At 67.9% G+C, this 23,632-nt stretch carries 25 protein-coding genes; 13 read left to right on the top strand and 12 right to left on the bottom strand.

Translation table 11 applies throughout. The features are described from left to right. Positions 1-69: 69 nt before the first annotated feature. The 6 genes from DEU34_RS07120 (at position 70) to DEU34_RS07140 (ending at position 3,306) form a co-directional block, all read left to right on the top strand. Complete coding sequence (locus tag DEU34_RS07120) at positions 70-507, top strand: hypothetical protein (RefSeq protein ID WP_147424021.1); 438 nt, start codon at positions 70-72, stop codon at positions 505-507. 104 nt (positions 508-611) lie between these two features. Beyond that, entirely contained in the window at positions 612-1,145 is a 534-nt protein-coding gene (locus DEU34_RS07125; RefSeq protein ID WP_121149405.1) for a putative immunity protein, read from the top strand. A 231-nt stretch (positions 1,146-1,376) separates the two neighbouring features. Beyond that, entirely contained in the window at positions 1,377-1,676 is a 300-nt protein-coding gene (locus tag DEU34_RS07130; protein WP_147424022.1) for a VOC family protein, read from the top strand. Between the two features lie 194 nt (positions 1,677-1,870). Then, positions 1,871-2,026, top strand: a complete 156-nt coding sequence (locus DEU34_RS16225) for a hypothetical protein (RefSeq protein ID WP_183042379.1) — start codon at positions 1,871-1,873, stop codon at positions 2,024-2,026. A gap of 105 nt (positions 2,027-2,131) precedes the next feature. After that, a complete protein-coding gene (locus DEU34_RS07135) occupies positions 2,132-2,608 on the top strand; it encodes a cupin domain-containing protein (protein ID WP_121149407.1) in 477 nt (158 codons plus the stop codon). After that, positions 2,605-3,306, top strand: coding sequence for a S9 family peptidase (locus DEU34_RS07140; protein ID WP_121149408.1), 702 nt, complete (start codon positions 2,605-2,607; stop codon positions 3,304-3,306). Before DEU34_RS07135 ends, DEU34_RS07140 begins: the two co-directional genes overlap by 4 nt. Before the next feature lie 42 nt (positions 3,307-3,348). Here DEU34_RS07140 and DEU34_RS07145 read toward each other — a convergent pair whose 3' ends face one another. Further along, positions 3,349-4,290 (bottom strand): linear amide C-N hydrolase, encoded by a 942-nt coding sequence (locus DEU34_RS07145; protein WP_183042380.1) that lies wholly within the window; start codon positions 4,288-4,290, stop codon positions 3,349-3,351. A 48-nt stretch (positions 4,291-4,338) separates the two neighbouring features. Between DEU34_RS07145 and DEU34_RS16230 the strand changes: the two genes are divergently transcribed. Continuing rightward, complete coding sequence (locus DEU34_RS16230) at positions 4,339-4,710, top strand: hypothetical protein (RefSeq protein WP_183042381.1); 372 nt, start codon at positions 4,339-4,341, stop codon at positions 4,708-4,710. Between the two features lie 36 nt (positions 4,711-4,746). Here the strand turns inward: DEU34_RS16230 and DEU34_RS07150 are convergent, their stop codons facing one another. Beyond that, the gene (locus tag DEU34_RS07150; protein ID WP_121149410.1) at positions 4,747-6,753 is read right to left on the bottom strand and encodes a DUF262 domain-containing protein; all 2,007 of its coding nucleotides are present in this window, start codon (positions 6,751-6,753) and stop codon (positions 4,747-4,749) included. A 168-nt stretch (positions 6,754-6,921) separates the two neighbouring features. Here DEU34_RS07150 and DEU34_RS07155 point away from each other — a divergent pair, with 168 nt between their 5' ends. Both DEU34_RS07155 and DEU34_RS07160 read left to right on the top strand, forming a co-directional pair. Then, positions 6,922-7,695, top strand: a complete 774-nt coding sequence (locus DEU34_RS07155; RefSeq protein WP_121149778.1) for a hypothetical protein — start codon at positions 6,922-6,924, stop codon at positions 7,693-7,695. A gap of 168 nt (positions 7,696-7,863) precedes the next feature. Further along, positions 7,864-8,367 (top strand): DUF3145 domain-containing protein, encoded by a 504-nt coding sequence (locus tag DEU34_RS07160; RefSeq protein ID WP_121149411.1) that lies wholly within the window; start codon positions 7,864-7,866, stop codon positions 8,365-8,367. Positions 8,368-8,506: 139 nt separating this feature from the next. Here DEU34_RS07160 and DEU34_RS07165 read toward each other — a convergent pair whose 3' ends face one another. The 8 genes from DEU34_RS07165 to DEU34_RS07200 form a co-directional block, all read right to left on the bottom strand. Beyond that, positions 8,507-9,745: a beta-ketoacyl synthase gene (locus DEU34_RS07165; RefSeq protein ID WP_121149412.1), complete on the bottom strand. Its 1,239-nt coding sequence runs from the start codon at positions 9,743-9,745 to the stop codon at positions 8,507-8,509. A gap of 55 nt (positions 9,746-9,800) precedes the next feature. Then, entirely contained in the window at positions 9,801-10,049 is a 249-nt protein-coding gene (locus DEU34_RS07170; protein ID WP_116646503.1) for an acyl carrier protein, read from the bottom strand. A gap of 67 nt (positions 10,050-10,116) precedes the next feature. After that, on the bottom strand, positions 10,117-11,118 hold the full coding sequence (locus DEU34_RS07175; protein ID WP_121149413.1) for a beta-ketoacyl-ACP synthase III: 1,002 nt from the start codon (positions 11,116-11,118) through the stop codon (positions 10,117-10,119). Next, on the bottom strand, positions 11,115-12,035 hold the full coding sequence (locus DEU34_RS07180) for an ACP S-malonyltransferase (protein ID WP_121149779.1): 921 nt from the start codon (positions 12,033-12,035) through the stop codon (positions 11,115-11,117). The genes DEU34_RS07175 and DEU34_RS07180 overlap by 4 nt, the downstream gene beginning before the upstream one ends. Before the next feature lie 111 nt (positions 12,036-12,146). Further along, positions 12,147-13,346: a CdaR family transcriptional regulator gene (locus DEU34_RS07185; RefSeq protein WP_116646505.1), complete on the bottom strand. Its 1,200-nt coding sequence runs from the start codon at positions 13,344-13,346 to the stop codon at positions 12,147-12,149. A 31-nt stretch (positions 13,347-13,377) separates the two neighbouring features. Next, positions 13,378-16,104: a pyruvate dehydrogenase (acetyl-transferring), homodimeric type gene (gene aceE / locus DEU34_RS07190; RefSeq protein ID WP_121149414.1), complete on the bottom strand. Its 2,727-nt coding sequence runs from the start codon at positions 16,102-16,104 to the stop codon at positions 13,378-13,380. Positions 16,105-16,222: 118 nt separating this feature from the next. After that, positions 16,223-16,915, bottom strand: a complete 693-nt coding sequence (locus DEU34_RS07195) for an ABC transporter ATP-binding protein (protein ID WP_121149415.1) — start codon at positions 16,913-16,915, stop codon at positions 16,223-16,225. Beyond that, positions 16,912-17,979: an ABC transporter permease gene (locus DEU34_RS07200; protein WP_121149416.1), complete on the bottom strand. Its 1,068-nt coding sequence runs from the start codon at positions 17,977-17,979 to the stop codon at positions 16,912-16,914. The genes DEU34_RS07195 and DEU34_RS07200 overlap by 4 nt, the downstream gene beginning before the upstream one ends. 173 nt (positions 17,980-18,152) lie before the next feature. Here DEU34_RS07200 and DEU34_RS07205 point away from each other — a divergent pair, with 173 nt between their 5' ends. Further along, the gene (locus DEU34_RS07205; protein WP_121149417.1) at positions 18,153-19,337 is read left to right on the top strand and encodes a sensor histidine kinase; all 1,185 of its coding nucleotides are present in this window, start codon (positions 18,153-18,155) and stop codon (positions 19,335-19,337) included. After that, complete coding sequence (locus DEU34_RS07210) at positions 19,334-19,960, top strand: response regulator transcription factor (protein ID WP_121149418.1); 627 nt, start codon at positions 19,334-19,336, stop codon at positions 19,958-19,960. The genes DEU34_RS07205 and DEU34_RS07210 overlap by 4 nt, the downstream gene beginning before the upstream one ends. Positions 19,961-19,980: 20 nt before the next feature. On the opposite strand, the gene DEU34_RS07215 is transcribed toward DEU34_RS07210, so the two are convergent. Continuing rightward, positions 19,981-20,826 (bottom strand): SDR family oxidoreductase, encoded by an 846-nt coding sequence (locus DEU34_RS07215; protein ID WP_121149419.1) that lies wholly within the window; start codon positions 20,824-20,826, stop codon positions 19,981-19,983. Positions 20,827-21,288: 462 nt separating this feature from the next. Here DEU34_RS07215 and DEU34_RS07220 point away from each other — a divergent pair, with 462 nt between their 5' ends. Then, positions 21,289-21,570: a hypothetical protein gene (locus DEU34_RS07220; protein ID WP_121149420.1), complete on the top strand. Its 282-nt coding sequence runs from the start codon at positions 21,289-21,291 to the stop codon at positions 21,568-21,570. A gap of 39 nt (positions 21,571-21,609) precedes the next feature. Here DEU34_RS07220 and DEU34_RS07225 read toward each other — a convergent pair whose 3' ends face one another. Further along, positions 21,610-22,572, bottom strand: a complete 963-nt coding sequence (locus DEU34_RS07225; protein WP_121149421.1) for an NADP-dependent oxidoreductase — start codon at positions 22,570-22,572, stop codon at positions 21,610-21,612. A 141-nt stretch (positions 22,573-22,713) separates the two neighbouring features. Here DEU34_RS07225 and DEU34_RS07230 point away from each other — a divergent pair, with 141 nt between their 5' ends. Further along, positions 22,714-23,619, top strand: coding sequence for a LysR substrate-binding domain-containing protein (locus DEU34_RS07230; RefSeq protein ID WP_259460057.1), 906 nt, complete (start codon positions 22,714-22,716; stop codon positions 23,617-23,619). Positions 23,620-23,632 lie beyond the last annotated feature (13 nt).

Genomic DNA, 23,632 nt, shown 5'->3' on the forward strand with positions numbered 1-23,632 from the left:
CTGGAGGATTACATCGACTACTTCTCGTGCACGATGTGCGCGGGAACGCGCTTTCCTAGCGTGGAGTGCATGGCCACAAAGACCTTCCTCCGTACCTCTCGACCCGGTTCCGCGTTCGCGGGGCTCATCGTCGTCCTCTTTCTCGTGACAGGATGCGGCGTCGTCGACGACGTCGCTCACGGCACGTCGCAGAGCTCCTTCGCGAATGTCCAGATGATGGAGCAGGATCGCGGTGAGGCATTGGAGTGGCTGCCGGACGACGCACAGCGCCTCGTTCTCGTCGCGTCGACCCGATCCGACGACACGGAGTCGCTGGTGTTCGAGAGCGAGCAGGGGCCCACGGGATGCAAAACGGTGGAGAGAGAATCGGCTCCCACCATGACCGTGCCCGGCGGGCTGGATGTATACGCGGTGAAGGATGTCGCCCTCTGCGGCAAGTGGGCGGTCGCTCAGAAGGATGGTCACTTCTACGCCTGGACGCCCGCTGCGGAGAGCGATACTCGGTGAGGACCGGGGGTCGCGATCTCGGCACTGCTCCTTCCGGGCTGCCCGACGCATAGCGATGTCGCGCCGGGCTGCGGCACGTTCATCGTGTATAGGAAGGTGGGAGCATGCTTTCCCCACAATCGCTCAGCGAAAATGACCGCCGAATCGTCGCCGCATGGGCAGCGGACTGTGCGGAACGCGTTCTTCCGCTGTTCGAAGCCGAGGCGCCGGGAGATGATCGACCACGAGACGGAATCAGCCGCGCCCGATCGTTCGCGAGCGGAGAACTGGATGCGGCGGGAGAGATCCGACGCCGCTTCGTCGCTGGACGGGCCTCACAGTCGGTCTATTCGCCCGCGGCCAAAGCTGCTGCGTGGGCAGCCGGACAGGCCGCGGGAGTCGCGCACATGGGCGCGCACGCTCTCGGCGCCGCAGCCTATGCGGCGAAGGCAGCCGAGATCGTCGATCCGGGTCGCGGAGGCGCGGCGGAGATCGAATGGCAGCTAGCGAACATGAGCCAGACTGCGAGGACAGCGTTGCGTCGATTGCCGGCGCTCGGAGAGGACTCATCCGGGCCGCTCGGAGCGGGTCTGCTCGCCTCGGGCGTTCTCGGAGAGAACATCCGCATTCTTCAGTCGGCTCTCGCCCCGAGGGCCTGAACCGTTACCTGACCACCCACCTCCTCGCGACACACCCCCGCCCGACCTCGCCCGGCACGCGAGAGAGGGGCCGGGCGGAGGAGATTCTCGCCCCCGGTTCCACGAGCTCGGCCACACGACTCACGCGCGAGGAGAGATCTCGAGCCAGTCTGCTCGGTTGTCGGACGTGTCTGCGGGGAGGTGGAGCCCAAGGGATCGCATCATGATGGTCAGCAGCTCGCGGAGGGCGTCTTGCTGCGCCAGGGTCAAGCCCGCGTCGAGACCCTCGCCATCGGCGGCGACGCGACCCTGCCGCTCTTCCCCGGCACGGGCTTGACCACCGCGTCGAACGCCAGCGCAATACTCGAGTTCCAGGTAGACGACGCAGACGAGGAGCGTGAACGACTCGGTGACCGCGTGCTGGTGCTTGAGGAGCCCACCACCCTGCCTTGGGGAAACCGCGCCATGATGCTCGCCGATCCCGACGGGAACCGCGTGAACCTTTACGCGCCCTACACGCAAGAGGCGAAAGCCCGCTTCGCCGGGCGCTGAGTCATCCCTTTCGCTCGAAGGTCGCAGGTCTGGTCAGCCGACGACAGATTCGCGCTCCGGGGGGCCGGCTAGCTGGAGAGAAACCTCATCGCGTGCTGGCACCAAGAGTTCCCGTGTGCGCCGCGATACACAAGCCGTTGTGGCGGGCACACGGCGATGCTGTTCGCGCGACGCGCGTCGATTATTGTCGGTGAGTGCTCGACTCCTCCACGCTGCTGCTGATCCTGTTCATCGACCTCGGTGTTCTCGTGTCGGTGATCGGTGTGATGGCGTTCGTCTACATCCTCCGGCCCCGCGCGGCGAAGAACCGCGGGGCGGCGGTGCCCCGGCGACGTGTCGAAGACGCGTAGCAACCTTCGGCGGCGCAGCATCCGCCGCCCGATGCCTACATGTGATCGTCGTTCGTCGTCTCTGCCACACTGACATCACCACGTCCTGAGCAGAGGAGTACGACGATGACGTCCGAAGAAATCATCCTGGGAGATCTGCCCGCCGGCATCGTGCGGGCCGATGAAGCATACGCCGGGCGCGTCTGGAACGTGCTCGGGCACACGTACACCACCAAGATCGAGAGCGCCTCTACCTACTCCTGGCTTTCGCTCGACCCCGCCGGGACGGGTGTGCCGCCCCACGTGCACCCGACGCAGGACGAGTTCATTTACGTCTTCGAGGGTGTGTACACCCTCTACCTCGACGGGCAGTGGACGACCGCCGGGCCGGGCGACCTCGTGCAGATGCCGCGCAACCTCCCGCACGCGTATTACAACAAGCAGGAGACAGAGGCGAAGTCGCTCTTCTGGGTCAGTCCAGGCGGCAAGCTCGCCAACCTGTTCAGCCTGCTGCACAACGTCACCGACCCCGCGGAAGTCGTTCGACTCTCGGCGCTCAATGGCGTCGACTTTCTTCCCGAGGGCTCGGTCGAGGGGGCGTGAGCGCACCGGAGGCTGCGCATCGCATTCTCCGCTACGGCCCGCTGGCCGACCAGTATGTGGAGGTCACCTCTCCGGTCGGCAGCCCGCGAGGCACGGTGGTGCTCATTCACGGCGGGTATTGGCGTCGTCCGTTCACGGCTGAGCTCATGCGCCCGCTGGTACCGACGTTCGTCGCTGACGGATGGGTGGTCGCGAACGTCGAGTACCGGAGGGGTTCGGAAGGATGGGCGGCCACGGCCGCCGACCTCACCGCAGCGCTGGCCGCCGCGCGCTCAGCGGGAGAAGTGTCGCGGCTGGCGATCATCGGTCATTCGGTCGGAGGACAGCTGGCCCTCCTCGGCAGCAGCGAGGGCGACGCCGTCGTCGCCCTCGCTCCGGTCACCGATCTCGTGCGCGGCTCTCGCGAGCGCATCGGAGACGGCGCCGTAGCGGAGTTCTTCGGCGAATCGACCGACACGATCGTCGCGGCGTCCCCTCTCGCTCACGTTCCACCCGGCGGCGACGTGCTCGTCGTGCACGGGCGCGATGACGCTCGGGTGCCGATCGAGCACACGCGCGACTACGTCGAGGCAGCCCGGTCCGCGGGTGCGCATGTCGATTTCATCGAGGTGCCACAGCTGTCGCACCTGCAGGCAATCGACCCCGCAGCATCCCACTGGCCAGACGTGCGAACCTGGCTCGACCGACGACGCGACTAAGCCAGTACGAGGCCATTGCCGTCCTTGCGGCGCCAGAGGGACCTAGTAGGGGAGCACCCCGGGCTGCAGGTTCTCGGTCTGGTCGCCGACGAGCGTGAGCTGCCGTGGGTCGATGCGGCGCACCTCCGCGCCGTCGGCGAGCTCATCGAGGGTGATCCAGAAGATGTTCGGGCTCCGGGTCGACCCGAAGTAGTAGACCCGGTTCGTCAGATCGGCGCCGGAACGCCACCACGTCGGATACACGTCGCCCGTCGAGTACGGCGCGCCGTACGGGACCGACACGTTGGCGATGAGCTGGAAGACCCCGGCGACGGCCTCTTCGAGATTGGCCGGTTCGGGGAGGTAGTGCAGGAAGTACGACGAACGGACGAAGCGGTCCGACGACGTGATGTCGCCGGGCGGTGGCAGCTCGCCCCCGAAGGGGCGGTAACGCGCCAGATTCTCGAGCTGCTTGTCGAGAGTGGGGGAGTTCGCCATGACGGTGTACTCGGGGCCGTGGTGCACCACCAGCGTGCCATCGAGCGGCTCGATGATCGCGGAGTCGCCGGTGGCATCCTCCAGAGCGATGTGGATGCCGAGTTCGATGCCGCGAAAGGTGGGCGAGGTGATCCGGATGCTGTCGATGTCGGCCACGGCCTCGGCCACTGTCGCGTAGTTGTCGAGCAGGTACTGCACCCAGAGCGCGTTCGACACGGACGGACGGCCGTCGGGTTCTGGGAACGACACGTCCTCGGGGTCGAGGTACAGCGCGTGCGCGCCCAGGCCCTTCTCATTGAGACCGTCGACGGTGCCCATGCTCCACATGCTGGTGATGACACTCGAGTAGCGCGAGCGCCACGCGTGCGCATCGGCGTCGCCCGCGCCCCCGCGCTCTGTGCCGCGCGGCACGAACCAGAGCTCGGGCTCGTCGCTCACCGACCAGTCCATGCAGCGGCTGACGGTCTTGGCGATCGGGTTGTCGTTCCAGAGGATTCGCGTGCACACCCCTGCACCATAGCGGTCGTCGAGCGAACGGACCGCTATCGTGCAGACATGGCCGAGAACAGCGAAGAACGACCGGTCGCACCGTGGGCGTGGCCGGGCGAGTGGGTTCGCGAGGAGAAGTTCTGGCGTGACATCGGAGCGAGAGTTCTCGCCGGTGTCGTCACGGCCGCCATCGTGTATGTCGGAGCCCTCGTACTCGGGTACCTCCATACCCCCGAGGTCGGCGCGGGCGTGATGATCGTGCTCATCGGCGCGGGCGCGCTGCTCCTGGGTTCCTCTGGTGCGGCCGTCCTGCTCGGGATGCGAACGCGCTCTCGATCGGGCGCGCATGCCGTTGGACGCGTGCTGATCGGCACGCTGCTGATCGTGCTCGCCGTCGCGCTGGTGATCGGTGGGATCGTCGACCTGGTGCGCCCCTGATCAAGCGGTCTCCCGTGTTCGCCGGATGGTGCGGGGTCAGGGCATCGCGTCGCCGATGTAGGAGTACTTCACGAAGACCTCCGACGCGAGTCCGGCTTCGTCGAGCACACCCTGCACCGCGGTGAGCATGTACCGCGAGTCCCATCCCATGTAGAGGAAGTGGGTTTCGTCGAGCGCGTCCCACTGCCCGTTCCACGACTGGGCGCCGTAGACGGGGCCGCCACGGCGGCGGCTGAACGCCACCACGGACTCGCGCGAGTCGGCCCACAGCCTCTTGAACACGCGGTTGAAGAGGTACTTGACGTCGTAGACCTCCCAGTGCTCGCCGCAGTATTCGACGTAGTCCCATTCCCGCTGCCAGCCGCGCGGCCACCCGCGCCGGCGCTTCGCGTCGAGGATAGGGGTCAGCCCGTCGTCGTCGATGTCGACGACCGGCGGCTTCGTCCAGATCTCCAGGAACCGTTCGCCGAGTGAGGCCGATCGCGCGGAGATGGCGGCTGTGTTCCACGACGGCACCGACGCGAGCTCGGCCGAGATATTGACCGCGCTGCGCGGGTAGACCCGGTCACGCTTGTCGGGGTAGGTGCGGTCGACCGCGCGCTCCGCGAGTCCTTCCTCGAGGAGCGTGAGATTGCCGAGCGTCTTCGCCAGCGCCCGGTGGCTGTTCTGTTCGTCCTCGGTGTACTCCGACCATTCGCGCGTGCCGTCGCCGCTCCACGTGTCGGCGGGAGCGGGCGGGAAGATCCACTCGAGCTCGACGTCGGGGGAGTCCGTCGCCGCCAGACGCCGGAGAACGTATGTCGGATGGGGGAGCTCGCTGTACTTGATGCCCACGCGCACGCGCTCGTCCGACGGGGTGATGCGCGAGATGGCCTTCTCAAGCTCGTCCTGCCCGTCGGCGCGGGCTCGGCACAGGCGCGCGACGAGCCGGTCGTTTGCCAGTCCGACGACGCTGCGGCGCAGGAGGAGGGCCTGCACGAACTCGAGCGTGCGCAACAGCGTCGGCTTGTGCGCAGCATCCGTCAGGTAGTCGCCGTAGGCCCGCATGATCAACGGGTACATCCCGCGGCCGAACGTATTCAGGTAGCCGATCTGGCGCGCAATATCAGGATCGAGCTCGTGGGCGGGCTCGAGCAGCACGCGGTAGATCTCCGAGAAGGCCTTCCACTTCGCCGCATCCGCCCGGAGCTGCGCGAGGTCGAGGCGCGGGAACTCGGCGCGGAACGCGTCGTACACCCCCCGCTCGCCGACCGTCGAGACTTCGCGTCCGGTGCGCATGACGAGGTAGTGCCTCCAGAACGAAGCGATCGTGTCGCCGGTGTTCTGCTCGATGGGCAGCCAGAATCCGTCTTCGATCTCGGTCTGCTCGTCGTGCGACAAACCCATGAGCACGTAGTTGTGGATCAGCTCGTGGTCGCGCAGGGGCTCGCCGGTGGAGTTGAGGCTCTCGAAGATCTGCTGGGCGTTGGCGCCGGCGCCCAGAGTGATCGAGACGTGCTCGAGCTTCTGCAGCCCGCGCCAGATGCTCGGCGCTTCGGCGAGGCTCACCTGGCTGCGGAAGAACGCGTAGTTGTCGTCGAAGCGCGTGTCGCGTGCGGCGTCGTCGGCATGCGCGTCCATCATCACGGCGCGGAAGGCATCGGCCCACGCGCGGTGCGGACGCAGCTTCGTGCGCGACGGATCGGCCGCGCGCACGATCACGCGCTGGAGTTCGGCCGCCATCTCCGGATGCGATCCCCGCACGGTGTGGTGAAGGGCCGCTACCAGCAGCATCAGGGTCGTGATGCGCTGCTGGCCGTCGATGAGCACGAGCTCACCGGTGGAGTCCTCCGTGTTGACGGCCGAGAGGATCGAGCCGATGAAGTGCATGCGCCGATCGTCGGTGTCTGCGACGGCGCGGATGTCGGCGAGCAACTGCTCGCAGCCGCCGATGTCCCACCGGTACTGCCGCTGATAGACGGGAACGACGATGCTCGTCTCGGGCGACGACAGCCATCCGATGGTGTTGACGGCGGTCGCATCGACATTCGTGGCGCTGACCATTCTGGGTACCGGTCTCCGTTCGGCGTCGGGGGAGCGTCGAACCGGGTGCGGCGCGAGCCCTGGCGAGTCTAACCGAGCTCCCGGGATCGCTCGGGGAGCCGATGTAGGCTTGCCTTACCAGGGCCAGGAAAAACGTACTGGCCCCCTACGGAAGGCATGACTCACCTCATGGGTTACATCAAATCGGCCGCTCTCGAAGAGACCGGCTACGTCGTTCTGGACCGCTACAACAAAGAGATCGACCCCAAGGAATGGCTCGACATCGAGTACGTCGATTGGAAGTCGTCGGGTGACACCCGCTTCGCGCCGCTCGCTTCGCGCGACGGAGAGATCGAGTGCGCCGGGTTCTGGAGCGGGAAGAATCCCCGCACCGACAAGGACGGCATCTGGATCGACTCGCAGACCGAGCTCGCGCCGACGCTCACCGAGCGCGCGATGGAGCCCGGTGCGAACGTCGGCCGCTGCCGCATCATCGAGTTGCAGCCGAACACGTACGCCGACTGCCTCTACAACCTCCACCAGGACGACAACAACCGCCTGAACCCCGACGGCACCGGCTGGGTCGTGCGCGGTTTCTTCAACCTCACCGACGACAAGGACAGCTACTTCGTCCTGCGCGAGAACCGCACCGATCCCAGCAAGGAGACGCGCATCGCGCTTCCGGCGGGTGCGCAGCTCATCGTCGACACGCAGCGCCTCTGGCACGCCGCCACGCACCCGGGCAACGACCCGCGGTACTGCCTCATCACGTCGTGGACGTCGGGCCCCGAGCTCGACGCCTACATCGAGAAGTACAACGGCGTGAACCACGTCGACAGCTACGAGGTGCCGCAGGATCAGCTCGACGCCGGTCAGGCCGAGCAGACCCGCCGGCTCGCCGCTCGCGCCGCCGCTCTCGCAGCCCGGGGTCAGGCCGAGCAGACGGTCATGAGCGAGGCGTAACCGCTCCTCCGAGAATGGCCCCGGTCGGATTCGATCGGGGCCATTTCTTCGCCCGGAATCACACGCTTGTGATTCCGCGGCTCACCGGAGATAATTACGACAGAACAACCGAATATGCCGGGTTCCGGTCAGGTCGTAGGGGAAGACGTACCTGACGAAGGAGAAACCATGGCAACTGCGTCTTCGCGCGGAGTGATCTACATCCACTCCGCGCCACGTGCACTATGCCCACACCTGGAGTGGGCTGTCGGTCGCGCCCTCGGGCGTGCTGTCAACTTCGAGTGGTCCGAGCAGCCCGTGCTGTCGGGTGCTCGACGTACGGAGTTCTTCTGGGAGGGGCCCGTCGGTTCGGGTGCGGCTCTCGCGAGCGCCATCCGTGGATGGGAGCACCTCCGCTTCGAGGTGAGCGAAGACCCGACGCCGCGCAGCGACGGCGGTCGGTGGATGCATACGCCCGGCCTCGGTATCCACTACGCGCAGACGGATGCTTCGGGCAACGTCGTCATCGGAGAAGACCGCGTCCGCTACGCCATGGAGCTCGCCGGCGGCGACGCGTTCGAGTTGCAGCGCGAACTGCACGTGGCGCTGGGCGCAGCCTGGGACGAAGAGCTCGAACCGTTCCGGCACGCGTCGGACGAGGTTCCCGTCGTCTGGCTGCACAAGGTCGGCTGAGAGGCCGCGAGATCTCAGGCGGGTGAGGCGTCGGTAACGGCGGCCGGTGGGGCGTCCCGGTGCCGCGAACGCGAATCACCCCCCTGATACGGAAGATGCCCCCGGCTCCAGCCGGGGGCATCTTCGCGTGCAGCGTCCGTCAGACAGAGGCAAATGCGACGACGGCGTTGTGGCCGCCGAAACCGAAGGAGTTGCTGATCGCGAGTTGCGGCCCGTCGCCGAGCGGAGTGGTCGATCCGGAGAGCCGGAACGGCACGGCCGGGTCTTGCTCGGTGAGGTTGATGGTGGGGGGCGCCTGGCGGTCACGGATCGCGAGGATCGTGAAGATCGCCTCGAGCGCACCGGTGCCGCCGAGAAGGTGGCCGGTCGAGGCCTTCGTGGCCGAGACCGGGATCTCGTCGACACGCTCACCGAAGACGGTGCGCAACGCGGTGTACTCGTTCGGGTCTCCGACCGGCGTGGACGTCGCGTGAGCGTTGATGTGCGTGACGTCGTCGGGCGACGCATCGGCCGCCTTCAACGCCATGCGCACGGCGCGCGCCGCGCCCGTGCCCTCGGGGTCGTTGGCGGTGATGTGGTACGAATCCGCCGTCACTCCGCCGCCGACCACGGTGGCGTAGATCTTGGCTCCGCGTGCCTTGGCGTGCTCCTCGGTCTCGAGGATCAGAACGCCCGCGCCCTCGCCCATGACGAATCCGTCGCGGTCGATGCTCGCCGGGCGTGAAGCGGTCTCGGGGGAGTCGTTGCGACGCGAGAGCGCCTGCATCGACGCGAAGGACGCGATGGTGATCGGGTGCACGGCCGACTCGGTTCCGCCGGCGATGACGATGTCGGCGAGGCCGTCCTGCAGGTGCTCGACGGCGTTCACGATCGATTCGGTGCTCGACGCGCAGGCCGAGGCGACGGTGCGGGCGAAGGCGCGCGCACCGAAGTGGAGAGAGAGGTTGCCGGCGGCCGCGTTCGGCATGAGCATCGGGACCGTCATCGGCATGACGCGCCGCGGCCCCTTCTCGCGAAGCGTGTCCCAGGCGTCGAGCAGCGTCCACACGCCACCGATACCGGTGGCGAAGTCCACGCCGAGCCGTTCGGGGTCGACCTCGGGGCTGCCGGCGTCTTCCCACGCCTCCATGGCAGCCACCATCGCGAGCTGCGACGACGGGTCGAGACGCTTCGCGATGGGGCGGGCGAGCACGGTCTCGGGGCGCACGAGCGCCTCGGCGGCGAAGGTGACCGGGAGGTCGTACTTCTCGACCCAGTCGTGCTCCAGCGTCCGGGTGCCGGATACGCCGTCCAGCAGGGCGGACCAGCTCTCCGGTGCCGTCCCGCCGATGGGCGAGGTGGCACCGATGCCGGTGACGACGATGCGTGTCGTGCTCATGTGATGAAGATCCTCGGGGTATGTGGTGGGGGCGCGGTGGCCCCCACCGCAGGTACTACGCCTGGGCCGACGTGATGTAGGTGACGGCGTCGCCGACGGTCTTGAGGTTCTTGACCTCGTCGTCGGGGATGGTGACGCCGAACTTCTCCTCGGCGTTGACGACGATCGTCATCATCGAGATGGAGTCGATGTCGAGGTCGTCGGTGAACGACTTCTCCAGAGCCACCTCGTCGGCGGAAATACCGGTCTCGTCGGTGATGAGCTCTGCCAGCCCGGCGAGGACCTCGTCGTTGGTGAATGCCATGGTGTCTCCTGTTCTGAGGGTGTGGGCCCGAAGGGCCTTGATCAGTCTAGAGTTCGCCGTGCCGCCCCTACGGGAGCACCACGACCTGCGCGCCGAAGACGAGCCCGGCTCCAAACCCGATCTGCAGGGCGAGTCCGCCGCTGACTTCGGGGTGCTCCTGGAGCAAACGGTGCGTCGCGAGAGGGATCGAGGCGGCAGAAGTGTTGCCCGTCGTCTCGATGTCGCGCCCGATCACGACCGACTCGGGCAGCCCGAGCTGCTTGGCGAACTCGTCGATGATGCGCATGTTGGCCTGGTGGGGCACGAAAGCGGCGAGATCGGATGCTTCGATCCCGGTTCGCTCGAGGGCCTCGCGAGCGACCTTGACCATCTCCCAGACGGCCCAGCGGAACACGGTCGGACCTTCCTGACGGAGGGTGGGCCAGGGGGCGACGCCATCGCGGAAGTCGGTGAGCGTGTGGTTCATGCCCACGGCATCGGCCTTCGAGCCGTCGGAACCCCACACGGTCGGTCCGATCCCGGGCGTGTCGCTGGGACCGATCACGGCCGCGCCCGCTCCGTCTCCGAGGAGGAACGAGATGCTGCGGTCGGCGGGATCGACGACGTCGCTCAGCTTCTCGGTGCCGACCACGAGAGCGTAGTGGGCGATACCGCCGCGGATGAGGGCATCTGCCTGCGCCACCGCGTAGGCGAAGCCCGCGCAGGCGGCGTTGACGTCGTAGGCGGCCGCCGGGTTGGCGCCCACGCGGTCGGCGACGATCGCCGAGACCGACGGGGTCTGCTTCGGGTTGCTGATCGTGGCGACGATCACCGCGTCGATGTCGGATGCGGCGACTCCCGAACGCTCGATGGCCTCGGCACCCGCGATCGCGGCGAGGTCGATCGCCGTCGTCGTCTTCTCGGCACGGACGCGCGTGACGATGCCCGTGCGCTGACGGATCCACTCGTCGCTGGAATCGATGGGGCCCACGAGATCGTCGTTGGGGACGACCAGTTCGCCGCGTGCGGCACCGTAGGCGTAGATGCGGGTGTGGGCCACGCCCTGGGGCTGGCGGAGTACGGCGGTCACGCGGTGACTTCTTCCAGGAGGGCCGCAGCAGCGACCAGATCATCGGGGGTCTTCACCGCGACGGCGGGGGTGCCTCGCAGGCCTCGCTTCGCAAGTCCGGTGAGCGTGCCCGCCGGGGCGAACTCGATCAGGCCGGTCGCGCCGTTCTCGGCGAAGGACGCCATGGTGCGGTCCCACCGCACGGGCGAGGCGACCTGGGCCACGAGCAGGTCGAGCGCCGCGCGTCCCGACGAGACGACCGAGCCGTCGGAGTTCGTCCAGAGGAGCGCCGAGGGGTCGGACGGCTCGATGTCAGCGGCGGCCGCACGCAGCACCTCGACGGCGGGCTCCATGAAGCGTGTGTGGAACGCGCCCGCGACGGCGAGGGGGATCACCCGCGTGCCGGCGACCGGGGATGCTGCCAGTTCCGCGAGAGCCTCCGGAGTGCCGGCGGCGACGATCTGACCCGCCCCGTTGTAGTTCGCGGGCGTGAGGTCGAGTTCCGAGAGCCGAGAGAGCACAGCGGCTTCGTCGCCTCCGATCACGGCGCTCATACCGGTCTCGGTCAGGGCCGCAGCATCCGCCATCGCGCGTCCGCGCAGGCCCACGAGCCGCATGCCCTCGGCGGCGGAGATCACGTCGGCGGCGACGAGCGCGGCGATCTCGCCCACCGAGTGACCCGCGAATCCGGCCGCCGGCTGCGCGACGCGCGACTGCAGGGCCTCCCAGGAGATGAGGCTGGCCGCGACGATCAGCGGCTGGGCGACACGGGTGTCGCGAATGCGGTCGGCGTCCCATTCGGTGCCGGCGGCGATCAGATCGACCTCGGAGTGGTCGGAGAACGCCTCGACGCGCTCGCGCACTCCGTCGAGTTCGAGCCACGGGGCGAGGAAGCCGGGGGTCTGAGAACCCTGCCCGGGGAAGACGGCGATGATCACGGGATCCATCCTGTCAATATTCGTGGGGAGACATCTGTCGGAAGCGGGACAACAATGCCACGATCCGTTGTCGAGTGTCGATAAGACGCGCGCCGTGTCGGCGCGCGGCGGTCAGGGGGCGTGGCGTCGAAGGGTCGACGGACGGCGACGCGTCGCGTCCGTACCGATCGAACCGAGGATGAGCGCTGTCTGCAAGATCAGGGCCTCGCGTGGTCCCGTCGCATCCCACCCGATGACCTCCGAGACGCGCTTCAGTCGATAGCGCACGGTGTTGGGGTGAACGAACAGTTCGCGCGCGGTGGCTTCCAGCGATCGACCGTTGTCGAGATAACTCCAGAGCGTCGCCACGAGGTCGGGGCTATGCGTATGGAGTGGACGGTAGATGCGCTCGACGAGGGTGTGCTTGGCGACGGCATCGCCCGCCAGCGCACGCTCGGGCAGCAGGTCGTCGGCCTCGACCGGCCGCGGCGCGTGTCGCCACGCGCGGGCGACGGCGAAGCCGGCCAGTGCGGCGCGTGCGCTCTGACTGGCTTCCACGAGGGCGGGCACCGTCGGTCCGAGCACGAGGTGGCCGTCACCGAAGCCCGGTTCAAGACGGCGGGCGATCTCGTCGAAGGGCAGCTCGACGGTCGTCTCGTCGACGCGACCCGCGAGCTGGGCGCGCCCCACGACCAGAACGAGACGGGATCCCTGCACACCGATGAGAACGTCGACGCCCAGCTTGCGCGCGGTGCGGCGCACCTGGTCGACGTCGAGCTGCGGGGGAGTCGTGCCCACCAGCACAGCGACCTCGCCGTGACCGTGCCAGCCGAGCGCCGCGATGCGGCTGGGCAGCTCCTCGTCGGTCTCGCCCGTGAGGATCGAGTCGACGACCAACGCCTCGAGCCGGGCGTCCCAGAGCCCGCGCGCCTCGGCGGCACGGGCGTAGACATCGGCGGCAGCGAAGGCCACATCGCGCGAATAGAGCAGGATCCCTTCGCGAAGCTGACCGCCCTTGCCCCGCACCCGTTCCTCGGTCACCTCGACCGTGACCCGGATGAGCTGCAGCGTCTGCTGAAGACTCACGCTTCGCAGTAGCTCGCGGGGAGCCGCCGCGAAGATGTCAGCCGCGACCCACGGCGTGGAGGTGGGGTCTTCGTACCAGGTGATGAACGAGGTGATGCCCGCCTGCGCGACGAGGCCGACGGCCGATCGTCGCGCAGGCGGCATCTCCGCGTACCAGGGCAGCGATTCCTCGAGCCTGTTCAGAGTCGCCGTGGCCAGGTCGCCCGAGATCCGCTTCAGCCAGGCCAGGGTCTCGGTTTTGTCCATCGGGACGACTCCGCCGCGCGTCACGAGTGGATCAGCTCTCGCCGCCCGCGTTGCCGCTCGTGCCGGCGGTCACGTCGTGCAGCTTGTACTTCTCGATCGCCTGCGCGACGAGACCACGGTCGACCGTGCCCTCCTGCGCGAGCGCCTGCAGCGTGCGAACCACGATCGACGGGCCGTCGATCTTGAAGAAGCGACGCGCGGCCGCGCGGGTGTCGGAGAAACCGAACCCGTCGGCACCCAGGGTCGAGAAGTTGTGCTGGACCCACGGACGGATCTGGTCCTGCACCGCGTGCATGAAGTCGCTCACGGCGACGACCGGACCCGGCGTTCCCGCCAGCTTCTCCGTGATGTACGCCTGGCGCGGCTCCTCGTCGGGGTGGAGGAAGTTGTGCTCGTCTGCGGCGAGACCGTCGCGGCGCAACTCGGTCCACGAGGTGACCGACCACACGTCGGCCCCCACGCCCCAGTCGTCCTTGAGCAGCTGCTGGGCTTCGAGAGCCCACGGCACACCGACGCCGGAGGCGAGGATCTGGGCGCGCGCGCCGTCTCCCTCGCCGGTGGAGATGCGGTGGATGCCGCGGATGATGCCGTCGACGTCGACATCGGCCGGCTCGGCGGGGTGCACGATCGGCTCGTTGTAGACCGTCATGTAGTACATGACGTTCGGGTCGGGGTGCTGTCCGCCGTACATGCGGTCGATGCCCGAGCGCACGATGTGCGCGATCTCGTACCCGTATGCGGGGTCGTACGACACCGTCGCCGGGTTGGTCGAGGCCAGAAGGTGCGAGTGACCGTCGGCGTGCTGCAGGCCCTCGCCGGTCAGGGTCGTGCGCCCGGCCGTTGCGCCGATGATGAAGCCTCGGGCCATCTGGTCGCCGGCTGCCCACTGGGCATCGCCCGTGCGCTGGAAGCCGAACATCGAGTAGAAGACGTAGACCGGGATGAGGGGCTCGCCGTGGGTCGAGTACGAGGTACCCGCCGCGGTGAACGCCGCGACGGCGCCCGCCTCGTTGATGCCGACGTGGATGATCTGGCCCTGCGGGCTCTCCTTGTAGGCGAGCAGCAGTTCGCGGTCGACCGAGGTGTAGTGCTGGCCGTTCGGGTTGTAGATCTTCGCCGTCGGGAAGTACGCGTCCATACCGAACGTGCGCGCCTCGTCGGGGATGATCGGCACGATGCGGTGCCCGAAGTCCTTGACGCGGAGGAGGTCCTTCAGCAGACGCACGAACGCCATCGTCGTGGCGATCTCCTGCGTTCCGGAGCCCTTCTTGGGCAGCGCGTAGGCCGCGTCACCGGGAAGCTCGAGGCCCACGTGGTGCGTGCGACGCTCGGGGAGGAAGCCGCCCAGCGCGTTGCGGCGCTCGAGCATGTACTGGATCGCCTCGTCCTTCGGCCCGGGGTTGTAGTACGGGGGAAGGTAGGGGTTCTCCTCGAGCTGCGCATCGGTGATCGGAATGTGCATCACGTCGCGGAACGACTTCAGGTCGTCGAGGGTCATCTTCTTCATCTGGTGGGTCGCGTTACGACCCTCGAAGTGCGGACCGAGGCCGTAACCCTTGATGGTCTTCGCGATGATGACGGTCGGCTGACCCTTGTGCTCCTGGGCAGCCTTGAACGCGGCGTAGACCTTGCGGTAATCGTGGCCGCCGCGCTTGAGGTTCCAGATCTGGTCGTCGGTGTAGTCCTTGACCAGGGCGGCGGCGCGCTCGTCGCGACCGAAGAAGTGCTCGCGCACGTAGGCGCCGCTCTCGGCCTTGTAGGTCTGATAGTCACCGTCGGGGGTGATGTTCATCAGGTTCAGCAGGGCACCCTCGGTGTCGCGCTTGAGCAGGTCGTCCCACTCACGACCCCAGACCACCTTGATGACATTCCAGCCCGCGCCGCGGAAGAAGCTCTCGAGCTCCTGGATGATCTTGCCGTTTCCGCGGACCGGGCCGTCGAGGCGCTGCAGGTTCGCGTTGATGACGAACGTCAGGTTGTCGAGGCCCTCGTTCGCGGCGACCTGGAGCTGACCGCGGCTCTCGACCTCGTCCATCTCGCCGTCGCCCAGGAACGCCCAGACGTGCGAGTCGGAGACGTCCTTGATCCCGCGGTTGGTGAGGTACTTGTTCGACATCGCCTGGTAGATGGCGTTGATCGGGCCGAGTCCCATCGACACGGTCGGGAACTGCCAGAACTCCGGCATGAGACGCGGGTGCGGGTACGACGGAAGGCCGTTGGGCGCCGCGGACTTCTCCTGACGGAATCCGTCGAGCTGCGCCTCGGTCACACGACCCTCGAGATACGCGCGGGCGTAGGTGCCGGGGGAGGCGTGGCCCTGCACGAAGATCTGGTCGCCGCCGGACGGGTGGTCCTGGCCGCGGAAGAAGTGGTTGAAGCCCACTTCGTAGAGGGCGGCCGACGAGGCGTAGGTCGAGATGTGACCGCCGACGCCGATGCCGGGACGCTGCGCCCGGTGCACGGTGACGGCCGCGTTCCAGCGGATCCACGCGCGGTAGCGGCGTTCGACCTCTTCATCGCCGGGGAACTCCGGCTCGTTCTCGGCCGCGATCGTGTTGATGTAATCGGTCGTCGGAACCATCGGCACCCCGAGGTGCAGGTCCTTCGACTCCTTGAGAAGACTCAGCATGATCTCGCGCGCACGCTGGGGGCCCTTGGCCTCCACCAGCTGCTGGAGCGATTCCTGCCATTCCGAGGTCTCTTCGGGATCGCTGTCCTGCGGCCCCTGAGAGTACGGATCCTGGTCGTGAACAGTCACAGAAGACCTTTCTTCGGCTGGCAGATCATGCCAGACACTCACCATGGCAACGCGGATCGCTTTGTTCGATCCGCACAACGCACCATCGACCAGCCTAGCGAGTCGCGAAGCATCCGGATCATCGCAGCAGGTGTGCCGCCTCGACGAGTCGTCCGTCCACGATGTTCTTCACGTCGTGCATGCGGGGCAGATGCACGAGATCGTGGGTCACGAGAAGGGTCGAGGTGTTCGTCTCCCCGCTGAGCCTCAGGATGAGTTCGATGATCTCGGCTCCGCGCTCCTGGTCGAGGGCGCTGGTCGGTTCGTCGACCAGCAGTACACGCGGATCGTTCATCAGGGCGCGCGCGATGTTGACCCGCTGACGCTGGCCTCCCGACATCTGGTGAGGACGCTTGTCGGCGTGGGAGGGCAGCCCCACGGCCTCGAGCAGGGCGCCGGCCTTCGTGCGCGCGGCGCTGCGGCTCCTGCGACCACGGCCGCGGAGTTCGTGCATGACGACGAGCTGCTCGCGCGCCGTGAGAGAGGGGATCAGGTTGGACTGCTGGAAGACGATTCCGATCTTCTCGCGCCGCAGGGCCGTCGCTTCACTAGGGCTGAGGGCCGTCGCATCGACGTCGTCGATGAGGACCAGACCCGAATCGGGGCGGATGAGCGTCGCGGCGATGGCCAAGAGGCTGGACTTTCCCGATCCGCTCGGTCCGGTGATGCCGGTCACGGTGCCGGGACGTGCCGAGAGAGTGACGTGGTCGACCGCGGTGATGCGGGAATCGCCGTCGGGGAAGGTGAGGGTGACGTCGTCGAGTCGGATCATCGGTTGCTCCCGAGTGCGGTGAGGGGGTCGGCGGAGGTGACGGATCGCAGGGCGAACGCCGCCCCGGCGAGACCGAGGGCGATCATGATCGCGCCCGGAACGATGGTGGTGAGAGGGCTGAGCAGAAACGGCAGGGCGGAACCCGCCAGGCCGCCCAGGACGGCGACGAGGGCGAGTCCGACACCGATCCCGATGACGAGCACCATGAGCGCCTGCCCGAGGGCGTCGCGGATGAGAGACGCGGTGCTCGCGCCGAGTGCCTTGAGGACGGCGATGTCGCTTTTGCGTTGCATCGTCCACACGGTGAAGAACGCGCCGATCACGAGCCCCGAGATGCCGAACAGCAGTGCGACCATCAGCAGCAGGGATCCGATCTCCGAGCGGAACGACGCCAGCGCTGTCAGCGACTGCAGCGGCGTCGTCGACACCGTTGCGGTGGCCGCATCAGCCGCTGCCCAGTCGGGATTGCCGGTGACGGCCATCACCGTGGCGTATGCGCCGGGGTTGCCGGTGACCGCCGACAACGCCTGCCAATCGTGGAGCGTCATCTGCACCACCGGGGTGTGGCTGTACCAGAGGTCGGCGACGACCGACTTCACGGTGTACGACGTCCCCGCGATCGTGAGGGCGTCGCCCGCGGAGACGTCGAGCGCCTCGGCGACCGTCTTCGAGACGACGACGGAGCCGTCGCCCCCGACCTGGGCACCGTCGATACCCGCTTGCACACCCAACACGGCGACGGCGGTGCGCGCATCGCCGGCCTCGGCACGGGTCTGGCTCACACCGATCGGCGCGACCTTGTCGACACCGGGGGTCGCCGACCACTCGTCGACGGTGCGGGAGCTGATGACGGAGTCGGCGAAGGTCGGCTGCGCGTCACCCGACGGCTCGGCGAAGACGATCCGGTCGCCCGGAAGCGCCAGAACCGCGGAGATGTTCTGAGTGGCGAGGCCTCCCGTGAGGCCGCTGAGGAATCCGACGAGCACAGTGATCAGAGCGGCCACCGAACCTATGAGGATGAACCGTCCGCGAGCGAAACGGAGGTCGCGAAGAGCGACGAACATGGGGGTCCTTTCCTGCCGAACACGATGTGAGGGTGCGGCGACGCAGTCCACTCTCGCCACTCGTGGCCCCGGCGACATCGCCCGCGGGCACAGCCTCGTCGGGCCGAAAAGCCGTCTTGCGGATCGTCCTTTCGAAGGATGCGGGGAACACCCCGCTGCGTAGGATTTCGACCATGGCCCACACCGCGCTGACCCCTGTCTTCGTGGGCTTGCGCGTCGGACTGCACGTCGTCTTCGGCGCCCTGACCGTGCTCGTCATGGCGCGGGCGGTGCTGACGCGCGCCGACGCCGAGGCAGCGATCATCGGCCTCGCCCTGTTGCTGCTGGCGACGTACGCGCTCGGGGCGTCGATCGCTCGGCGGGCACGTCGCCGCCGAATGGGCGGCGCGATCTGGCTGGGGCTTCTCTCCGTCGAGTGGATCGCGCTTCTCTGGCTGACGCCGGAGGCGTCGTACCTCGTCTTTCCGCTGTTCTTCCTCTATCTGCATCTCCTCGGCAGGTGGTGGGGCGCCGCCGCCATCGTCATCGCGACGGCGATCGCGATCTGCGCGCTCGGTCTCCACGGCGGATGGAGTGTCGGCGGGGTCGTGGGGCCCATCGTGGGCGCGGCCGTCGCCCTGTTGATCGGGCTGGGTTACCAGGCTCTGGCCCGAGAGGCCGAGCAGCGAGATGCGCTCATGCACGAGCTCCTCGCCACGCGCGATCAGCTCGCCGCCACCGAGCACGAGTCGGGCGTTCTCGCCGAAAGAGCCCGGCTCGCCCGGGAGATCCATGACACGGTGGCCCAGGGCCTGTCCAGCATCCAGATGCTTCTCCATGCCGCAGAGCGCGCCGATCCGTCACGACCCGGAATCGAACACATCCGTCTCGCGCGGGAGACTGCCGCCGACAATCTCGCCGAAGCACGCAGGTTCATTCGTGAACTCACCCCGCCCGACCTCGAAGACAGGGGCTTGGGCGGGGCACTGCGCCGCCTCGCCCGCACGCAGTGGGCCGTCGAAGGACTGACGGTCGACGTGCGGGTGGCCGACAGCGTGTCGGTGCCGATGCACGTGCAGACAGCCCTCCTGCGGGTGGCGCAGGGCGCCGTCGCGAATGCGATCCAGCATGCGCAGGCCCACCACGCCACCATCACCCTCACCACCGATCGCGAGCGGTTGCGCTTCACGATCGAAGACGACGGCACGGGCTTCGATCCCGAATCAGCGGCCAGCGCCTCGCGGAGTCGCTCGGACTCGTTCGGTCTGCGCGCGACCCGCGAGCGCATCGACCAGCTCGGCGGCACCCTGTCGATCGACTCCACGCCCGACCGGGGCACGACCCTCGCCGTCGATCTCGTTCTGGAGGGAGCCGCGTGATCCGGCTCGTGATCGCCGACGACCATCCGATCGTGCGGGCGGGAATGGCCGCTCTGTTCGATCTGGAGGAGGATCTCGTGATCGTCGGCCAGGCCGCGACGCCCGACGATGCCGTCGCCCTTGCCGAGTCCATGAACCCCGACGTCGTGCTGATGGATCTGCAGTTCGGATCGGGTGCAGCGGGCTCGGGCGCCGAGGCCACGCGCCGCATCCGTGCCCTCGACGCCGCACCGTACGTGCTCGTTCTGACCAATGACGACTCGGACGCCGACATCCTCGGCGCCGTGGAGGCGGGAGCGAGCGGTTATCTCCTCAAGGATGCCCCGCCTCACGAGCTCATCGGCGCCGTGCGTGCCGCAGCGGCGGGGGAGAGCGCGCTGGCGCCCGTGATCGCCTCGCGTCTGCTCGACCGGATGCGTGCGCCGCAGGCAAGCCTGAGTTCGCGGGAGATCGAGGTGCTGGAGCTCGTCGCCTCCGGCCTCTCCAACACCGAGGTGGCCTCGGCGATCTTCGTGAGCGAGACGACCGTGAAGTCGCACCTGGCCCACATCTTCACCAAACTCGGGGTCGCGTCGCGAACCGCGGCGATCTCCACAGCTCGGCAACGCGGCATCCTTCGTTGACGCTGAAGGCGCCGACCGCGTTACGCGCCGAGGATGGGCTTGCCTCCGGTGACCGGCAGCACGGCGCCCGAGATGTAGCTGCCCTCGTCCGAGCCGAGCAGCACGTAGGCAGCGGCGAGCTCGGCGGGCTGACCCGGGCGGCCGAGCGGGGTGTCGCCCCCGAAGGACTCCACCACCTCCGCGGGCATCGTCGAGGGGATCAGCGGCGTCCAGATCGGACCGGGTGCCACGGCGTTGACGCGGATGCCGCGCTCGCCCAGCATCTGCGCCAGCGAAGCCGTCATGCTCGCCATCCCCGCCTTCGTCATCGCATAGGGGAGGAGCTGCGGAGTGGGGGAGTCTGACTGGATCGAGGAGGTGGCGATGATCGCCGATCCTGCTTTCAGCAAGGGGACCGCGGCCTTGGCGAGGTGGAAATACGCGCTGAGGTTCGTGGCGAGCGTGAAGTCCCACTCCTCGTCGGGGATGTCGGTGATGTCGTCGCGGTACATCTGGAACGCCGCATTGCTGATGAGGATGTCGAGCCCGCCCAGCTGCTCGGCCGTCTCGGCGACGACCCGCCGGCAGGTCGCCGGATCGGAGAGATCCCCGGGCAGGAGGATCGCGCGTCGCCCCGCCTCTTCGACCCAGCGCGCGGTGTCGCGCGCGTCTTCGTGCTCGGAGAGGTACGCGACCGCGACATCCGCTCCCTCGCGCGCGTAAGCGATCGCCACCGCCTTGCCGATTCCGCTGTCCGCTCCCGTGATGAGGGCGATCTTTCCTTGCAGGCGGCCTGATCCGACGTAGCTCTGCTCACCGTGGTCGGCGAGCGGCTCGAGCTGCGCCTCCGTGCCGGGGACGTTCTGTTGCTGCGCTGGCTGGCTCATGAGTCGATCTCCTTCGGCGTATGGCGAGGGCGATGCCGGAGCGGCCATGCCCGAGTGGGCCACGTTACGGAGGCGGCGCGGGGGTCGCCCCGGGGGTGTTCCTCGTCGGTCGGATGAGGTATCCGATCGCTCATTGGTCGCGGCGTGTCCCCCATATGGGGGACACCGTGACCTAGAGTGGCAACAGTTCGGGCGTCGAAAAGGGGCACTGGATCGGGTGGTGCCGCACGACCGCGGGGCTCCGTAAGACCACGTGTCGTCGAGCACCCCGCCGACTCCACGTTCGATTGGACGCGGATGTCGACACCGTACCGAGGCACTCCACCCACCGCCCGCGGCGCGGGCGCTGAGCAACAGGCCCCCCGTGCGCAACGGGCTTCCGATGGCGACGATCCCTGCGGCGCAGCATCCGTTGCGCACCGGGACGGCGAATCGCCCGGTCCTCTCAGCACGGGGTTCGCGGTGGGCGCCGACGCTCAGCAGATTAAACGGGCCGTCGCACGCGCCGCCTCCGACGCCGCCGCGCGGCAGCGGGTCTTGCGCACCGTTCAGACGCAGGCGATACGTGCCCTCCTCGAGATCCACCCCGTGCACCCGGTTCGGCACATCGCCGAGGCGCTGGGGATGAGCAAGAACGCGGTCGCGCGCGAACTGCAGACGCTGGCCGACGTTCCCGATCCGATCGAGCCGTGCACCAGCACCGAGGCCGTGCGAGAAGTATGGGCGACGAGAGGCACGGCCTAGGCAGCGAGCGCACCGAACTGGTCACGGTCGGAGGCAGGCTCACGGCAGGAGCACGATCTTCCCCGTGCCTCCACCGGACTGTCCGAACTCGTGCGCCTGGGCGGCCTCGGTCAGTGGGAAGGTCTTGGCGACGATCACGCGGACGTTCCCGGCGCCGGCGAGCTCGGCGAGGTGCTCCCGGACGGAGTTGCGATACTCGATCCCCGCGTCTTGCCCGGGACCATAGCCGAGAAGCTTGATACCGGTGCCGAGCCGACGGTCGGAGCCGGTGATGGAGGCGATGCGCGCCGGGTCGGCGACGAGTTCGAGGGAGACATCGAGGGCCTCGTCGGAACCGACCGCATCGATCGCGGCATCTACGCCATCGGGGGCTGCGTCACGGACGCGGTTCGCGAGTCCATCGCCGTAGGCCACGGGGGTCGCGCCCAGCTCCCGGATCAAGCGGTGGTTTCGAGGCGCCGCGGTCGCGATGACCGAAGCTCCCAGGTCGACAGCGAGCTGGACGGCCATGAGACCCACGCCCCCGGCACCACCATGGATGAGTACCGTGTCACCCGGCTCGACCCCGGCGGCATGGATAGCGTGCGCGGCGGTCAGGCCCGCGAGCATGAGAGCGCCGGCTTCCTCCCACCCGAGCCGCGTGGGCTTCGGGATCAGCGATGACGCATCGACGGTGACGTAGTCGGCGTATGCAGCAGTCACGGGATAGACGATCACCTCATCGCCGACCTCGACGCCCTCGACGTCGGACCCGATCGAGGTCACCACGCCCGCGCAGTCCATGCCGAGGCGGGGCAGCGCCTCGGCGAGACCCGCGGCGTCCTTCTCCTCGTCGTCGACGTCGTGGAACGCGCCGCTGTAGAGCTTCCAATCCAGCGGGTTGACGCCAGCGGCACGGACGTTCACGACGACCTCGCCTGGTCCCGGTGTCGGAATGTCGACCTGGTGAACGGTGAGCACGTCAGGACCACCGAATGCGCTCGGCCGTACGATCCTGGGCATGGTCCCTCCAAAGGGTTCGGGGTGCGATGAAGGCGGGGTTCATTCAAGGAGCCCGTCGCCCGAGGACCATCGTGATCTGTCCCCGACGAAACGGGAAGCGCAACAACCGCAAGCTGGGTTTGCGTCTGAGACAATGACCGCGTGGCGATCGAGCAGATGGATCTGAACCTCCTCCGGGTCTTCGACGCCGTTCTCGACACCAGCAGTGTGTCGATGGCTGCCGAGCGCCTCCACCTGTCCATCCCGGCCACGAGCAGGGCGTTGAGCCGTCTGCGACGCGCGATGAACGATCCGATCCTCGTGCGGGCGGGTCGCGGCATGGTGCCGACCCCCTTCGCGCAACGAACCGCCGCACGCGTGAAGGCCCTGCTCGACGAGGCCGATCGGTTGCGCTCGGAGACGGTCGGAGATCCGTCGACCTGGCGGCGCACCTTCGCCATCCGCATCAACGACGCGCTCTCGCCGGTACTGGCGCCGCGCCTGACGCGTCTCGTGGCTCAGCAAGCGCCCTCCGTGCAATTGCGGTTCGTGGCACAGCAGTCGAAGGAATCCGATCTCCTTCGCGACGGCACGCTCGATCTCGACGTCGGAGTGGCCAACCCCGCGCCGTCGGATGTGCTCGCGTCTGTGCTCTTCACCGACACCTTCGTCGCCGTCGTCTCCTCATCCTCGGAGCTGGGGAGGAGACAATCCCTCACTCTCGAGGACCTCTGCTCGGTCCCGCACGTCTCGGCATCGCGACGCGGGCTCGATCGAGGCCCGTTGGACGTTGCACTCGAGCGCGAGGGCTATGCCAGACGAGTCGCCGCCATTGTCCCGACCTACGCGGTCGGCGCTCTCATGGCGCTGGAGGACGACGTGCTGTGCCTCATCCCGTCGCTGCTGGCGTCGCACCTTCAGGAACGTGGCGTCCCCATCCGGGCGCACCGGGTTCCCGTCGAGCTTCCGGTCGCCACTGTCGAACAACGTTGGCATCAACGAGCCGACGCCGACCCCGCATCCCGATGGCTGAGGACTGCAATGACCGCTGCCGCCTCTTCCGCATGATCGACGCACGTGA

The organism is Microbacterium sp. AG1240 (genome assembly GCF_003635115.1).
Taxonomy (GTDB): Bacteria; Actinomycetota; Actinomycetes; order Actinomycetales; family Microbacteriaceae; genus Microbacterium.